Here is a 14,758-nt window from a genome sequence, read left to right on the forward strand (position 1 = left end):
CGGGAATTACACTGTCTCGCGGGGAATATGGGGAGAGTAGTTATGCGATATGGGATCGGAATGATCGCATCGGTCAGCGTGGCGGCTGTCATGATGCCTTTGACGGCATGGGCGGCGCCAGCTTCGCCCTTGCTGCAACTGGATAAATCATCGCTCAAGGGAGAGCTGCAAAGTCGCTATGATATAGCGGTCGCGGCGGTCGGCGATCCGGCGACGCGCGCGGCGCAGGATAGCCGTTTCACCTGGGCGGTCGAAGGCAAGAATCAGTGCGGCATCGCGCTGGGTTTTCTGAAATCTGGCACGAAGGATGCCGACAGCATCAACAAGTGCGACGCCTTTGTGGCCCGCCTTTCGGCGGCGCCACCGCCGCCGGCGTCTCCTGCGCCGCCAGCCCCACCCGCGCTGGACTGTGTATCGGCGGCGGCGGTGTCAATCTTCTTCGACTGGAACCAGGATGTGCCGCTCCCCGAAGGTGCGGATACGATCACCACGCTGGCCCAGTCCGCTGCCCAGTGCGGTTGGGCGAACCTGACCGTGACGGGCTACACTGACACGTCGGGCACCAACGTTTATAATGACAGCCTGTCCCTGCGCCGTGCGCGCAATGTCGCATCCATGCTTGAACAGGCGGGCATACCGGCCGGCTCCATGACCGTGGATGGGCGCGGCGAAACGCTGCTGAAAATCGAAACCCAGGATGGCGTCCGCGAACCGATGAACCGTCGGGTCGAAGTGACTGCCGCGACAGCACAATAAACAAGGGGTGGAGAAAATGACCATTAAGACATGCGGCAGCCTGATTGCTCTTGGTATCGCGGCGATGAGCGGAGCGGCCTGGTCCCAGACGACGGACCTCAAAAGCGCAATCGAAACAGCGATCGACAGTCATCCTGAGATCAATCAGGCCATCCAGAACAAGGAAGCGATCGAATTTGAGCGCGAGCAGGCACAGGGCCTGTTCCTGCCGCGCATCAGCGTCGAAGGGTCGGCGGGCGTCCGCCGCCTGGAAAACCGCACGCGCCGTTCGCTGAACCTTGATGACCAGACGCTCTATCCGCTGGAAGCCAACGGAGTCATTGAACAGACCGTGTTCGATTCCGGCTATCGCAGCGCGGAAAAGCGGCGGCAGGCGGCGCGCACGGACGGCGCGGCCCTGCGTGTCGGAGAACGGGCGCAGTTCGTGGCGCTGAATGTCACGCGCCAATATCTCGACTATATGCTCCAGCAGCGGATCGTCGCCGCTTCGGAAGATAATATCGCCTTTCACCGTAAGCTGCTGGGCGACCTGAACGAAGGCGTTTCGCGCGGTTCCATCAGCATCGCCGATCAGCAGCAGGCCGAGGAACGGCTTCAGTCGGCACTGGTGCGAAAGAGCGAGGCGGAACAGGATATGGTCAATGCCGCCATTTCCTTCCGCACCCTGACCGGCCTGTCCATCGATCAGGTGGCGATGCCGGATTCCGTGACAGCCGCCGTGCCGCCGACGCTGGACGAAGCCATCGCATCTGCCCGCACCGAAAATCCGCTGATCCGTGAAGCGGAGGCGGACATTCAGGCTGCCCATGCCGTCGTGGATGAAGCGAAAGCGGAACTCGGGCCGACGGTAACACTGGAAGGCCGCGGCCGGGTCGGTCAGGATGTGGACGGTTTCCGCGGCAACACCAATGATGTGCAAGGCCGGGTGGTCCTGCGCTGGCAGCTCTATAATGGCGGTATCAATCGCGCCAAGGTGCAGGAAATGAACCGGCGGGCCAGCGAAGCGCGCTTCCGCCTTAGCCAGCGTCAGCGCGAGGCGGAAGATGATGTCCGCACCGCCTGGAACCGCTGGGATACGGAAAAGAAGCGGTTGGTGGACCTGCAGCGGCAGGGCACGGTGTCCGACGCGCTGTTGGTGTCCTATCGGGAACAGTTCAATGTGGGACGGCGGTCGTTGCTCGACGTGCTGGATTCCCAGAATACTCGCTTCAATACGCAGGTGCGGTCTGAAACGGCTCGGTTTTCCGAGATATTCGCGCAATATCAAATTCTTGCAGCATCCAATAAACTTTTGGACGCTCTGGGAGTGGCGGCGCCTACGGGCGCGGATGCCTATGCGCGCAAGAAATATCATGTGCCCGACCTGCCCCCTGCCGAATTGCAGAGACGCCGTTATCCGGGCTGAGTTCATACAGGGGCGCGAAAGCGCCGCGGGGTAGAAAATGTTGAAACGAAGCCGTGTGAGCGGTCTGGCCGAATGGCTGGGCGATGCGCTGACGTCTGATGACGAACTGGTCGAATGTATCGCCGATGTGGCGCGGCATTTCGACCGTTCGCCTGCCATCATCGGCCTGCGGGCGGGACTTGCGCTCGATGAGAGGGGACGCCTGCCCTTTCATCAGGCGGAGGCCGCGCTCGATCAGGTCGGGTTGCTGACCGATCATGTGCGGGGACGGCTGGACAAATGGCGGGCGCATGATCTGCCCGCCATCCTGCCACTGACAGAGGGGCGCTATCTGCTGCTCATGGATGTGCAGGGTGGCGATGCGCTGGTGCATCTGCCTGGCATGGACGAACCGATCTGGGTGGCATCGGACCAGCTCGCCCACCGTTTCACGGGCGAAGCTCTGGTCGTCATGGCCGATCATGGGCGCGAGCGCGCCGAGGAACGGCCGTGGGATGAACGGGTGCGCCAGCACTGGTTCTGGCGGGAAGTGTGGCGTGTGCGCGGTTCCTTCCTCTACGTCATGCTGGCGGCGACGATCATCAACCTGCTGGCTTTCGCGCTGCCGCTTTTCACGATGAACGTCTATGACCGGATCATCCCCAACAAGGCAGCGGCGAGCCTGTGGGTGCTGGGTGTCGGCGTGCTGCTCGCCTTCATGCTGGATTTCGCGCTTCGCCTGGCACGCGCGCGGCTGGTCGATGAAGCGGGGCGGCAGATTGATGAACGACTGTCGCAGCGCCTCTTTGAAAGGGTGTTGAATGTCCCGCTCACCAACCGGGCTGGCAGCACCGGCGCTCTGGCGCGGCGCGTGTCGGAATTCGAACTGGTGCGGGAATTCTTTGCCTCGACCACAGTCGTCCTGATCGTGGACGTAGCGTTCCTTGCTGTCTTTGTGGGGCTGATCGCCCTGCTGGGCGGTTGGCTCGCGATGGTGCCGGTTGTGATGATGGGGATCATGGCGACGGCGGGCTATTTCCTTCAGCGCTCGATGGGGCGCCTGTCGCGTGACGCCCAGGCCGACGCCAGTCTGCAAAGCTCCACCCTGGTTGAAGCCATTGGCGGCATCGAAACGCTGAAGGCCTGCCGGGCCGAGGGGCGGATGTTGGACCGCTGGCGGCGCTATGCACGGATGAGCGCCGTGACGCAGGAGAAACTGCGTCGTTTGAGCGCGACCTCCGTAACGCTGGCCGCGCTGTGCCAGCAGGTGACGAGCATCGCCTTGGTGATCGGAGGCTTCTACATGTTCGCGGCAGGCGACATCACGATGGGCGCGATCATCGCCATTGTGATGCTGGCGGGGCGGTCGCTCGCTCCGGTCGGGCAGTTGGCCTTCGTGATCGTACGGGCGCGGCAGGCGATGACCACGCTCGATAGCCTGCAAACGCTGATCGACCAGCCTGACGAACGGCTTGATGGTGCGCGCGGCATCATTCCGAAATTCCGCAAAGGGGCGATAACGGCGCAGGATATGGCTTTCGCCTATCCGGGAGCAAGCCAGCCGAGCTTGAAGGGTATCAATCTGCATATCGAACCGGGCGAGCGGATCGGCATCATCGGCCGGGTCGCGTCGGGCAAGTCGACGCTGGGCCGGGTGCTGTGCGGGCTTTATCCGCCCAGCGCTGGACTGATGCTGGTGGATGATATCGACAGCCGCCAATATCACCCACACGAACTGCGCTCCGCCTTCCGCTATGTCGGGCAGGACGCGGAACTGTTCAGTGGGTCGATTCGCGAAAATCTGATGCTTGGCGCGCATCAGGCGGACGATGAACGGTTGCTGGAGGCGTTGGAGCGTTCGGGTGCGGGGCGTTTCTTCGGCCGGGATGCCGCGGGGTTTGATCTGCATATCGGGGAACGCGGCAGCCGCCTGTCCGGCGGGCAGCGCAGCTTCCTGGTGCTGGCACGCGCGCTAGTTGACCCGTGCCATTTGCTGTTTCTGGATGAACCGACCGGCGCGATGGATCAGCAAACCGAGACGCTCTTCATCGACCATCTCGAAAAGGCGTTGCAGCCGGATCAAACCCTGATCGTGTCGACCCACCGGCATGGGTTGCTCAATCTGGTCGACCGTGTTCTGGTAATTGATCAGGGTATGGTGGTGGCCGATGGCCCGCGAGACCGCATCATCGGGCAGCTTCAGGATCTTTCCAAGGGAAAGATGCAATGAGCAGGGTAGGTTCACGCCCGCTGTTCCGCAGCGCCTTGCTGGCGGCTCCGGCGGCGGCACTGGCCGCTATGGCCGCCCTGTGGAACTTCGGCCCGGAAAGGGCGGTGGAGCCGGGCATTGCGGTTAGCATTGCGCCATCCGGGCGCATCATACCTCGTCAATATGCGGCGTTGGTCCAACTGACTGAAGAGACCGAAGTTGCCGAGGGGGTGGAGGGCGATGCCGCGCGGCAGGAAAACAGCCGCCTTCGCTTCGCCAGCGACGCCATCCGCCCGGCGGCGTCCTTTCGGGCGGCGATCGGTGCGGAAGCGGACCATGAACGTGCGCTGCAATGCCTGACGCAAGCCATTTATTATGAAGCAGCGCGGGAGCCGGAGGACGGGCAGCGAGCGGTGGCGCAGGTCGTGTTGAACCGCGTGCGGCATCCCGCCTTCGCCAAGACGGTGTGTGGCGTCGTTTATGAACGGTTCGACGCTGCGGTGTGCCAATTCAGCTTCGTTTGCGACGGAGCGCTGGCGAGGCGGCCCTTACCCGATTTGTGGGAAAAGGCGCGCCGCATCGCCGCGCAGGCGTTGGCTGGCAAGGTTTATCCGGGCGTGGGTACCGCGACCCACTATCATGCCGATTATGTGTTTCCGCGTTGGGCGCCGCACCTTGCCAAGATCGCGCAGATCGGGGTGCACATCTTCTATCGCTGGCCGGGCGGCTGGGGTTTGCCCCGTGCTTTTACCGGCCATTATGCGGGCGGCGAGCATATACCGGTTTTAGACCCGGCGCGCTTTGCAAAGCTTGCGGAGCCGCAGATCGACTATCCGTCGGTCGCTGCCCTGCCCGAACGGCGCGCGGCGAACGATCTGGGCGGGCGGCTCGATCCCAGCAAGGGATGGACACTTTCCATTCCCGACCCTTCGCAGACGCGTGGCTCTCTCGACACCATGCTTGCCCAACAGGGCAGCGGTGCGCCTGCTGGCCGGACTATGGCGCTGGCCGACGGACAAGGACAAAAAGGGGTGAACCCATGATTGCGCGCTGGATCGCCTGGCTTCGCGGAAAGTCCGGCAGCCAACAGGTCATTCTCTATAGCGGCGGCGGCATGATCGTCTTTCTTCTGTGGGCGAGCCTCGCATCGGTGGATGAAGTGACCCATGGGCAGGGCCGCGTGATCCCGTCCAGCAAGGCGCAGGTCATCCAGAGCGCCGAACCCACCACTATCGAGGAAATCCTAGTCCGGTCCGGGCAGAAGGTTGCCAAGGGTCAGTTGCTTGTCCGGTTGGATGACGCGATGCTGGCATCGGAACTGGGGCAGATTCAGGCAGAAACACGATCCCTGACCGCACGTGCCGACCGTCTGGCCAATGAGGGAACGGGTGCGTCCACCGTTTGCGATCCCGGTGCGAACGGGCGCATCAGCAGCGAATGCCAGCAGGAACAAGCGCTGGCGCAAGTGCGCGATTCGGCCTTGCGCAGCCGTCAGGCCGGCCTGTCCGCGCAAGTGGAGCAGCGCCGCCGCGAAATGGGCGAAGCGCAGGCGACTATTAACAGTCTGGGCGGCAGCGTGCAGCTTTCCCGTAAACGGGTGGAGATGCTGGAGCCGCTGGCGGCGAAGTCGATCGTTCCGCAGACCGAATTGCTGGACGCGCGTCGCGAGCTTGTGGACGCGCAGGGTCGTCTCGACGCGGCCCGCCAGCAGGCGTCGCGTGCCGCCGCCGCCATTCGCGAAGCGCAGGCCCAACTGGCTGAGGCCAATTTCCAGTTCAAGCAGGACGCGCTGAACGAACGCAGCCAGTTGGAAGCGAAAATCGCCGTTAACAGCGAATCCTTGCGGGGTGCGCGGGGCCGGGCGCAAAGGGCGGAAATTCGATCCCCGGTCGATGGCGTGGTGAACGATGTGCAGGTGACGACCATTGGCGGCTTCGTCAGTCCCGGGCAGAAGATCATGCAAATCGTCCCCGTCGGCGAAAAGCTGCTCGTCGAGGCTCGCGTGAAGCCCAATGACATTGCCTTCATCAAGGTGGGAGATAGGGCTGTTGTGAAGGTGACGGCTTATGATTTCTCCATCTATGGGGGATTAAGCGGCACGGTGCAGCAAGTGTCGGCCGACAGCGTTTATGACGAAGCGACGCGGGAAGCCTATTTCACTGTCGTGGTGGAAACCGACCGCGCCTGGCTGGGATCGGGCAGTCACCGCCTGCCGATTACGCCGGGCATGGTATGCGACGTGGAGATATTGACGGGCCGCAAGTCCGTGCTCGCCTACCTTTTGAAACCGGTGATGAAAGCGCGTGAGGAGGCGCTGAGAGAGCGGTGATCGCCCTTATCGCGCGGCGAACTGCGCGGTACGGGGCGTCGTCACCCGGTAGCCGTGCGTCCACCGGCCATAGGTGTTGAAGCTCATGATCGGGCGATAGTCGCTGATCTGCGAAGACGGCAAAACCCTGTCCGTCATATTGTCGAGCACCAGCAGTTCTCCATCAATCCGTACCGCCAGAACCGCGTGGTCCGCCCTACGGACAAGATCCTTGACGATCACGAGGAACATCGACCGCTGGTCGAAGCCCGCGGCTTCCAGCAGCTTCATTTTGGCGATGGCATAGTCTTCGCAATCACCCTTGCCCTGCTGGAGCGACTGGCTGGCCGCAGCCCAGCGGTCCGCTCCGATCCTGTCATCTGTGAAGCGCAGGCGCTGGTTTACCCAGCGATTGACCATCTCGGCCTGTTGCTGGCGTCCGGCCTGCCTGGCGCTGTGGACGAGGGTGCTCCACATGCCGGCGCGAGGAAGGGGCTGCGATGCGCTCGCCCATTTCGGGTCCAGCGATGTGCGGCCTATGGGCAGCGCCACCGATCCAAAAATGTCCGGTTGGCCGGATCGTGGGGTGGACGAAAGTAAAGTGGGTGTGGATCGCGGTAGAGCGGTGAAGGAGTTCGCTGGCTGAACTGCCGCCGCCGTGGGGGCGGGTTGAGGAGGGCTTTCCGGCGTCAGCCCCCGCATGAATGCGGGCATCAGGTCAGGCGTGCGGAAAAGCGGGGCTGGACGATCCAGCACAAGCGTCACCCCCAGCAACTGCCAGCCGGGGAGTTTGTTCGCATATTCGGCGATCCGCTGGTTATTGACGACAGGCATGGCCGTGAAGGATAGGGTGAGCGGCTGGGCCTCTGCTTCTACGCTTATCGACTGCCTTGCGCTGATTTCCGCAAGCCGATTGGAGCCGCCGAACAGATCCGACGCCAGCCTCGCCTTTGCGGAAACGGCGGCATAGGTCTCGATGGCCGGCGGCTTCATCATGTCATTGGCAAGGATGCGGGACGATGATGCAGGGTTCTGCGCCATAGCAGGTCCGCTGGCGGCGACCAACAAAAGGCCACATGTAAGGCGGCACGCCGGTAGGAACACAAAGCGAGACATGCTGCTCGATATGGCGAACGAAGCATAAAATTCGGTGAGGCATCTTGGTTAACGATGGCGCAAGGCGTGGCCTTCCTATGATGCCTACAAGGCCGACCCTCAACGAGGACTACCGCTGGACGATGTGATGCTGGGCTTATGGCTCGCCAAGAGCGCACCGCCAAACGCGATTGATCATGGGCTATCGCATTGTCGTTATGCCCGAAGCGCGTGAGTGGTTGATGTTCATACAAGAGACGGTTGAGGACTAATCCGCCCTCGGCTCCACCATTTTCCTTTGAATATTCCACGAGTCGGGAAGATTCTCGCAAATCTTCACTGCATCGGAAATGCAGGCGGGCCTTTACCGTCGCCGCCGATGGAGCGTAGATCGGACAGCATGACAGACGTGGAATATCTGGCACGGCCCGCTGCAACGGTGGTGGTCGTGCGCGACAGGCCGCAAGGCCCGGCGGACATCCTGATGATGGAGCGAGCGCGCAGCATGGCTTTTGCAGGGGGCGCGCTGGTGTTTCCGGGCGGGGCCGTGGACGACGGGGACCGGGCATTGGCGGCGCGCCTTGCCAACGGGCTGGAACTGGACGACGCGGCGGCGCGGATCGCTGCCATTCGCGAAACGCTGGAGGAAAGCGGTCTTGGCATAGGCTTTGTCGCGCCACCCGCACCGGACCTGCTGGCCGCGATGCGCCGGGCGCTGGCGGATGGCGCGGACATGGCCGCGCTGGTGGATGCCCATGGGCTGGAACTGGCGCTGGACCGGCTCGTGCCCTTTACGCGCTGGCTGCCCACGGTCAGGACGGCGCGGATTTTTGACGCCCGTTTCTATCTGGCAAAGGCGCCCGACGATCAGGAAGGAAGCGTGGACGCGACCGAAAACACCCGCCTGTTCTGGAGCAGCGCCCGCGCGACATTGGCGCGCTGCGCGAGAGGGGAAGGCCGCACCCTCTTTCCCACTCGCCGCAATCTGGAAAGGCTGGCCCAGTTCGACACGTTTGACGCGCTGGCGGCCCATGCCGCCGCGACGCCGCCGGACAAGGTGAGGCCGTGGATCGAGGATCGTGACGGCGTGCCGCATTTATGCATTCCCACATATCTGGGTTATCCGGTAACGTCGGAGCCGGTTGCGACCGCTTTGCGCCATTAGGGATGCGTCCCAGATTCCGATTGATGCGTCGGCTCGCCCTGTTGCTCCTGTTGCTTGCGCTGTTGCTGGCGGGATGGGCTTTCATCCGCCAGCGGCCGCAGGATCTGCCCTGGACGAAGCTCGACCTTGCCCAGCCCGTCGGACTGTTCACCGGGCGCAAGCTGGCCGCGTTGACCCGCGATTCCGCGCTGTGCCGGGCGCTGCTGGACAAAGCTGGAATATCCTATCGCGCCATGCCGCCGGGTGGGGAAGGGCGCTGCGCCTTTCGCGACAGCGTGCGCCTTGCCCCTGATCGGGAAGCCATCGCGCTGTCGCCCGCGTCTGTCGCGCCGTCCTGTCCCGTCGCGGCGGCGATCAGGCTATGGGAATGGCATGTGGTCCAGCCCGCCGCGCTGCGCCTGCTGGGCCAGCCGGTGCGAACGGTCACGCATTTCGGCGCCTATAGCTGTCGCCGCATGTATGGACGCGACACGGGGGCGTTCAGCGAACATGCGACTGCCGACGCCATCGACATAGCGGGCTTTGTACTGGACGATGGGCGCAGGATCACCGTGGCGGCGGACTGGAACGGGGAGGGAAAGGACGCGGCCTTCCTGCGCGCGGTGCGGGACGGGGCCTGCGGCTTGTTCTCCACGGTGCTGTCGCCCGACTATAATGCGGCGCATCGCGACCACCTTCACCTCGATCAGGCGGAACGGGGCGCGACCGGCTGGCGGGCGTGCCGTTAGGACGGGCTGGACTTTACTGCCCGAAGCCGGAATCGCGGGCCAGCGTCACGGCTTCGCGCGCGGCGGCGAACAGTGCACCACCCTTTGCTTCGCACTCGCGCTGTTCATAGGCCGCTTCGCTGTCGGCGACGATGCCCGCGCCCGCCTGCACATGCATGACGCCATCCTTGAGCACGGCGGTGCGTAGGACGATGCAGCTGTCCATATTGCCGTCCGGCGCGAAATAGCCGACGCATCCGGCATAGGCGCCGCGCGTTTCGGGTTCCAGTTCCGCGATGATCTGGCAGGCGCGGACCTTGGGCGCGCCGGAGACGGTGCCTGCCGGAAATCCCGCGAACAGGGCATCGAGCGCATCCTTGCCGGGCGCGATCCGGCCGACGACGTTCGACACGATGTGCATGACATGGCTGTAGAACTCGACGGTATAGCTGTCCGTGACCGTCACGCTGCCCGCCGCCGCGACCCGGCCGACATCGTTGCGGCCCAGGTCCAGCAGCATCAGATGCTCCGCTCGCTCCTTGGGATCTGCGAGCAGGCTTTCGCGATTGGCCGCATCCTCCACCGCCGTTTTCCCGCGTGGGCGCGTGCCCGCAATGGGACGGATGGTGACTTCCCCGTCCCGCGCGCGGACCAGTATTTCCGGGCTGGAGCCGATCAGCGCAAAACCGGGGAGGTCGAGATAATAGAGGAAGGGCGAGGGGTTGATCCGCCGCAAGGCGCGATAGAGCGCGATGGGCGGCAGAGTGAAGGGGCTGGTGAAACGCTGCGCCAGCACGACCTGAAACACGTCGCCCGCGACGATATAATCCTTCGCCCGATGGACCATCGCGGCATAGCGGTCCGGCTCCAGCACCGGGGTCAGCGCGATGTCGGCGATGTCGGCCGACGCGCCCTGTTGTGGGATCGGCGCTGCGAGGCGGGCGGCGACCGCGTCGATCCGGTCCAGCGCTTCCGCAATCGCGCGGTCGGTATCGCTCACATCTTCCTTCCACACCGGCGCGACCAGATAGAGCGCGTCGGCGAGGCGATCGAACACCAGCACGACCGTCGGCCGCACGAACAGCATGTCGGGGATGGCGATGGGATTGGGATCGGGACGGGGCAGCTTTTCCACCAGTCCGATCGTCTCATAGCCGAAATAGCCCACGAGGCAGGCGAGCGCGGGGGGGAGCGCCGGGTCCATCTCCGCCCGGCATTCCGCCACCAGCGCGCGCAGGGCGTCGAGCGCGCCCGCCTTCTGCGTGACGAATGCATCGCGGTCGGTCGCCCATTGGCGGTTGATCTCCGCCTGTTGACCCTGCGCCCGGAACACAAGGTCGGGGGCAAGCCCGATCAGGCTGTAACGTCCCCGCACCGCGCCGCCTTCCACCGATTCCAGCAGAAAGTCGCCGCGATCCGGCTCGAACAGCTTGAGGGCAGCGGAAATGGGCGTGTCGGTGTCGGCAATCTGCCGCCGCCACACCAGAGCGGATTTGCCCTGCGCCAGCGCCTCGCGCGCGGTCGCGATGCCGTCCGTCGCCGTCTGCCCCGCCGCTGCCGTCATCTTACTGGGCGCTGCTGTTGGTCGTGGTCAGGGCGCGCTGAACGCCTGCAACGGCATTGGCGTTGCGCCTGACGCCGATCTCCTTTTCGACAGCGCGCTCGAACTGCTGGCCATATTCCTCGCCGACTGCATTGCCCAGTTGGTCGCGGACCTGTGCCAGTAATTCCGGCTGGCTCTTGGCGTCGCCGCTCTTGATCGCGTTCAGCTGCACGATGAAATAGCCGCGGTCCTGCCCGATCGGCAGCGTCTTCACGCTGCCTTGCGCCATGGAAAACAGGATGGCCACCTCTGCCGGGGGACGCTGCTCCCCGCGCATGATGTCGGCACGGCGGCCTCCCAGCACCTGCGGCGCGGGCAGCTTTACGCCCGCCTGCGCGATGGCGTCGGCCAGTTTCGCGCCCTTGGCGACCTTGGCGCGGATGTCCTCCGCCAGCTTCTTCGCCTTCTGGTTGCCCTGATTGAGCTTATATTGCACCGCCACCAGCGCCTTGACCTTGGCGAGGGGCGGGGGCGCGGCCGCCACGATCTCGCCCGGCGCGGCGAGCGCATAGCGCTTGTCCGGCGTGATCGGCACGAGTTGCGCGTCGTCATCCGCGCTCATGGCGAAGACCGGCGCCAGCAGCGCCTTCACGTCGGCGGCGGGTTCGTGGAGCTGGTCCTCCGCCTGCTTGCCGTCCGCCAGCAGCAGCGGCGTGGTTTCCAGCTTTAGCCCATTATCCTTCACCACTTCCTCGAAGGTGCCGCCATCGGCGATCTGGTCCTCGATCTTGCCGGTGAAATCGGTCAGAAGCTGTTTTTCCTTTTGCGCCCGCAGCGTTTCGACGATTTCGCCCTTCACGGCCGCCAAGGCCTTGGCCGGGACGCTCTGAACGCCCGTGACGCGCAGCAGAACCCAGCCCAGCGATCCGCGCACCGGCCCCACCAGATCGCCCTGCTTCGCGGCGAATGCGGCGTCGGCGACGGCCTTCGACGCCGAAGCGGTCAGCGCCTCGCGGCTCTGGTCCTTGACCGTCGAAACGGAAAGGCCCGCGCCCTGCGCCGCGATGGCGAGCGATTTGCCGCCCTTCACCTGATCGGCAATGGCCTTGGCCGCCGCCTCGGTCGGCAGCACAAGCTGTTCGACGCTGCGGTTTTCCTTGGCGGCATAAGCGCCTTTGTTCTGATTATAGGCGGCTGTGATCTCCGCCTCGGTCGGCTGCGACGCCTGCGCGAAGCGTTCGGCGTCGATCACGGCGTAGCGGATGCGGCGTTGTTCCGGGATGGTGAAGCGTGCGGCGTTCGCCTTATAAAATTCATTGAGCTGCGCGTCGGTCGGCTCCTTGTCCTCAAGGAACGCCATGGCCGGTATCGCCGCGACCGTGCCCTGACGCGCTTCCAGCAACAGCGAGGCATAGGGCAGCACCAGGCTGTCGGGCAGCTTCACGCCCAGGCCCAGCGGGGCCAGCATCTGCTTTTCCAGAATCTCGCGGCTGATGTCGTCGCGTAGCATCTGTTCGGTGATGCGCTGGCTGGCGAGAAGCTGGCGGAACTGGTCCTGGCTGAAATTGCCCGCCGCGTCCTGAAAGGCGGGAATCTGCGCGATCTGCGCGTCGACCAGCCGCTTACTGATATGGACGCCCTGATCCTTCGCATATTCCTTGATGGTGAGCGAGGAAACCAGCTGGTCGTAGATCTGCGCCGCGCCGCCCTGCGCGAAGAAATCCGAAATCTGCAACCCCGGATTGGACCGGCGCGCATTTTCGAACACGCGCTGCACCCGGTCCTGCAACTCCGTCGCGGTGAGTCGCGATCCGCCGACCTTCGCCACGGTTTCGCCGGTGCCCAACATGCTGCCGGTGCCGAACTTGCCGCTGGTGACATCCCCCAGGATGAAGGCGGCGGCGATCACACCCAGAAACAGGATGGCAAAGACCGCACCGAACTTGGAGTGGATGAGGCGGCGGAAAGTTGAGAGCATGAATAAAGGCTTCCGAACAGCAGCGGTGAGGCGGCCCGCTTTAAGGGCGGATCGACGCGGCGGCAAGGTCTGGCGGGATGGGGCAGGCTGGACAAATGCCGTCACGCCGTCCATCGCGCACGCCACACGCAGCAGGATATTCAAGGGGAAATGATCGATGGGCAGGCGCAAGCTGGTTGTCGGCAACTGGAAGATGAACGGCCTCAAGGCGCAATTGGGCGAAGTGGAAGCCATCGGCGCGCTCGCCGCGCGGCACCCTGTTGTCGAGGTGGGGCTGTGCCTGCCCGCCACGCTCATCGCTCCGGCGCAGGCTATCAGGGGCGCTGCCTTCATCGGCGCGCAGGACTGTCATATGAAGAACAGCGGCGCGCATACCGGCTGCCTGTCCGCCGCGATGCTGGCCGAAGCGGGCGCAAGCTGGACCATCGTGGGCCATAGCGAGCGGCGGCAGGATCAGGGGGAAACCGACGGCGATGTCGCCGCCAAGGCGCTGGCCGCGAAGGCGGCGGGGCTGCATGTGATCCTGTGCGTGGGCGAAAGTCTGGACGTGCGCGACGCGGGCCATGCGGAATCGGTTGTCTCCGCGCAGCTTCTGGCCTCCCTGCCCGAAGGGGCGGCGGCGGACTGGCTCGCCATCGCCTATGAACCCATCTGGGCCATCGGCACCGGCCGCATCCCCACCATGGAAGCGGTAGAAGCCATGCACCGCGCCCTGCGCGCCGCGCTCGCCACGAAGATCGGGGCAGAGGCGGAAGGAATGCGAATCCTCTATGGCGGCTCCATGAACGGCGACAATGCGGCCGAACTGTTGGCCATTGCGGACGTGGACGGCGGCCTCGTCGGCGGCGCGAGCCTCACCGCCGCGAAATTCGCGCCCGTGATCGCGGCGGCGGGCTGAACCTTCGGGTCATGCTTGCTGAGGGGGAAGCAAAATCATAGCTTCGCGCTGGACCGGTTACGGCCATTTTCGGATATTCCTCACTCCGTTCGCTCCTACTCAGGACGAACGGATTTGAGAGCCCGCAAACCACCCATAACCGCTCCTCCGCAAACCCTATTATCGCCCGAACCGAACCCTTCCGGTTGCCCCCGCGTCTTATCAACGCTATGTGCGCGGCAACGCACCCTTCACCGGACAGAAACGCAACCGCATGTTCACCTTCCTCCTCGTCGTGCAGGCCATTGTCGCCGCCTGCCTCGTCACCGTCATCCTGATGCAGAAGTCGGAAGGCGGCGGGCTGGGCGTCGGCGGTTCTCCGGCGGGGTTCATGTCGGCGCGCGGGGCGGCGGATTTCCTCACCCGCTCGACCACGATTCTCGCGACTATATTCGTCGCGCTGTCGATCACGCTGGCGGTCATCGCCTCCGTCCGCCACGCGCCCAGCAGCATCGACACCTCGCTGGTGAAGCAGGCCCCCGCCACGCCGCAGCAGGCTCCGGCGGCCGGCGGCAACGCCGATCCGCTGGCGGGCGCGGCCGGCGCGGTCGGCAACGGCAGCGCCTCCAACGGCGCGGTTCCGCTCGCCAACTGACCTTTTCGTCGATCGATTGATCTTTTTTGCGTGCGTGGGGATTCCCGCGCTTGCCCAACTCGCTTGTAAAAGGCTAAGCCT

General features: G+C 64.4%; 12 protein-coding genes. 9 read left to right on the forward strand and 3 right to left on the reverse strand.

Annotated elements, in window-relative coordinates:
- Positions 1 to 60 precede the first annotated feature (60 nt).
- From LDB26_RS03265 to LDB26_RS03285, 5 genes are read left to right on the forward strand one after another with little or no spacing between them, the layout of a single operon-like run.
- Positions 61 to 756: an OmpA family protein gene (locus tag LDB26_RS03265; protein WP_257540304.1), complete on the forward strand. Its 696-nt coding sequence runs from the start codon at positions 61 to 63 to the stop codon at positions 754 to 756.
- Positions 757 to 772: 16 nt separating this feature from the next.
- Complete coding sequence (locus LDB26_RS03270) at positions 773 to 2,161, forward strand: TolC family protein (RefSeq protein WP_257540306.1); 1,389 nt, start codon at positions 773 to 775, stop codon at positions 2,159 to 2,161.
- Positions 2,162 to 2,198: 37 nt separating this feature from the next.
- Positions 2,199 to 4,370 carry a type I secretion system permease/ATPase gene (locus tag LDB26_RS03275; protein WP_257540308.1) on the forward strand — a complete coding sequence of 724 codons (2,172 nt, stop codon included), beginning with the start codon at positions 2,199 to 2,201 and terminating at the stop codon, positions 4,368 to 4,370.
- Complete coding sequence (locus LDB26_RS03280; protein WP_257540310.1) at positions 4,367 to 5,392, forward strand: cell wall hydrolase; 1,026 nt, start codon at positions 4,367 to 4,369, stop codon at positions 5,390 to 5,392. The genes LDB26_RS03275 and LDB26_RS03280 overlap by 4 nt, the downstream gene beginning before the upstream one ends.
- Positions 5,389 to 6,678, forward strand: coding sequence for an HlyD family type I secretion periplasmic adaptor subunit (locus LDB26_RS03285; RefSeq protein WP_062064103.1), 1,290 nt, complete (start codon positions 5,389 to 5,391; stop codon positions 6,676 to 6,678). Before LDB26_RS03280 ends, LDB26_RS03285 begins: the two co-directional genes overlap by 4 nt.
- Positions 6,679 to 6,684: 6 nt before the next feature.
- On the opposite strand, the gene LDB26_RS03290 is transcribed toward LDB26_RS03285, so the two are convergent.
- Complete coding sequence (locus LDB26_RS03290) at positions 6,685 to 7,698, reverse strand: transglutaminase-like cysteine peptidase (protein ID WP_062064105.1); 1,014 nt, start codon at positions 7,696 to 7,698, stop codon at positions 6,685 to 6,687.
- Positions 7,699 to 8,152: 454 nt separating this feature from the next.
- On the opposite strand from LDB26_RS03290, the gene LDB26_RS03295 reads away from it, so the two are divergent.
- Together LDB26_RS03295 and LDB26_RS03300 are read left to right on the forward strand one after the other, a co-directional pair.
- On the forward strand, positions 8,153 to 8,917 hold the full coding sequence (locus LDB26_RS03295; RefSeq protein WP_062064107.1) for an NUDIX domain-containing protein: 765 nt from the start codon (positions 8,153 to 8,155) through the stop codon (positions 8,915 to 8,917).
- Positions 8,918 to 8,919: 2 nt separating this feature from the next.
- Positions 8,920 to 9,645, forward strand: coding sequence for an extensin family protein (locus LDB26_RS03300; RefSeq protein ID WP_062064109.1), 726 nt, complete (start codon positions 8,920 to 8,922; stop codon positions 9,643 to 9,645).
- Positions 9,646 to 9,658: 13 nt separating this feature from the next.
- Here LDB26_RS03300 and trpE read toward each other — a convergent pair whose 3' ends face one another.
- Both trpE and LDB26_RS03310 read right to left on the reverse strand, forming a co-directional pair.
- Positions 9,659 to 11,188: an anthranilate synthase component I gene (gene trpE / locus LDB26_RS03305; protein WP_257540312.1), complete on the reverse strand. Its 1,530-nt coding sequence runs from the start codon at positions 11,186 to 11,188 to the stop codon at positions 9,659 to 9,661.
- Position 11,189: 1 nt separating this feature from the next.
- On the reverse strand, positions 11,190 to 13,145 hold the full coding sequence (locus LDB26_RS03310; protein WP_257540314.1) for a peptidylprolyl isomerase: 1,956 nt from the start codon (positions 13,143 to 13,145) through the stop codon (positions 11,190 to 11,192).
- Between the two features lie 157 nt (positions 13,146 to 13,302).
- On the opposite strand from LDB26_RS03310, the gene tpiA reads away from it, so the two are divergent.
- Positions 13,303 to 14,043 carry a triose-phosphate isomerase gene (tpiA, locus tag LDB26_RS03315; protein ID WP_257540316.1) on the forward strand — a complete coding sequence of 247 codons (741 nt, stop codon included), beginning with the start codon at positions 13,303 to 13,305 and terminating at the stop codon, positions 14,041 to 14,043.
- A 253-nt stretch (positions 14,044 to 14,296) separates the two neighbouring features.
- Positions 14,297 to 14,677: a preprotein translocase subunit SecG gene (secG, locus tag LDB26_RS03320; protein WP_021245624.1), complete on the forward strand. Its 381-nt coding sequence runs from the start codon at positions 14,297 to 14,299 to the stop codon at positions 14,675 to 14,677.
- Positions 14,678 to 14,758 lie beyond the last annotated feature (81 nt).

The sequence above is a fragment of the Sphingobium sp. CFD-1 genome, assembly GCF_024611115.1.
GTDB classification, from domain to species: Bacteria; Pseudomonadota; Alphaproteobacteria; order Sphingomonadales; family Sphingomonadaceae; genus Sphingobium; species Sphingobium baderi_A.

Excerpts from the sequence above, each read along its gene's own strand:
- LDB26_RS03310 (WP_257540314.1), bottom strand. The coding sequence starts at position 13,145 with ATGCTCTCAACTTTCCGCCGCCTCATCCACTCCAAGTTCGGTGCGGTC.
- secG (WP_021245624.1), top strand. The coding sequence starts at position 14,297 with ATGTTCACCTTCCTCCTCGTCGTGCAGGCCATTGTCGCCGCCTGCCTC.
- LDB26_RS03295 (WP_062064107.1), top strand. The coding sequence starts at position 8,153 with ATGACAGACGTGGAATATCTGGCACGGCCCGCTGCAACGGTGGTGGTC.
- LDB26_RS03270 (WP_257540306.1), top strand. The coding sequence starts at position 773 with ATGACCATTAAGACATGCGGCAGCCTGATTGCTCTTGGTATCGCGGCG.
- trpE (WP_257540312.1), bottom strand. The coding sequence starts at position 11,188 with ATGACGGCAGCGGCGGGGCAGACGGCGACGGACGGCATCGCGACCGCG.
- tpiA (WP_257540316.1), top strand. The coding sequence starts at position 13,303 with ATGGGCAGGCGCAAGCTGGTTGTCGGCAACTGGAAGATGAACGGCCTC.
- LDB26_RS03300 (WP_062064109.1), top strand. The coding sequence starts at position 8,920 with ATGCGTCCCAGATTCCGATTGATGCGTCGGCTCGCCCTGTTGCTCCTG.
- LDB26_RS03285 (WP_062064103.1), top strand. The coding sequence starts at position 5,389 with ATGATTGCGCGCTGGATCGCCTGGCTTCGCGGAAAGTCCGGCAGCCAA.
- LDB26_RS03280 (WP_257540310.1), top strand. The coding sequence starts at position 4,367 with ATGAGCAGGGTAGGTTCACGCCCGCTGTTCCGCAGCGCCTTGCTGGCG.
- LDB26_RS03265 (WP_257540304.1), top strand. The coding sequence starts at position 61 with ATGATCGCATCGGTCAGCGTGGCGGCTGTCATGATGCCTTTGACGGCA.
- LDB26_RS03290 (WP_062064105.1), bottom strand. The coding sequence starts at position 7,698 with ATGGCGCAGAACCCTGCATCATCGTCCCGCATCCTTGCCAATGACATG.
- LDB26_RS03275 (WP_257540308.1), top strand. The coding sequence starts at position 2,199 with ATGTTGAAACGAAGCCGTGTGAGCGGTCTGGCCGAATGGCTGGGCGAT.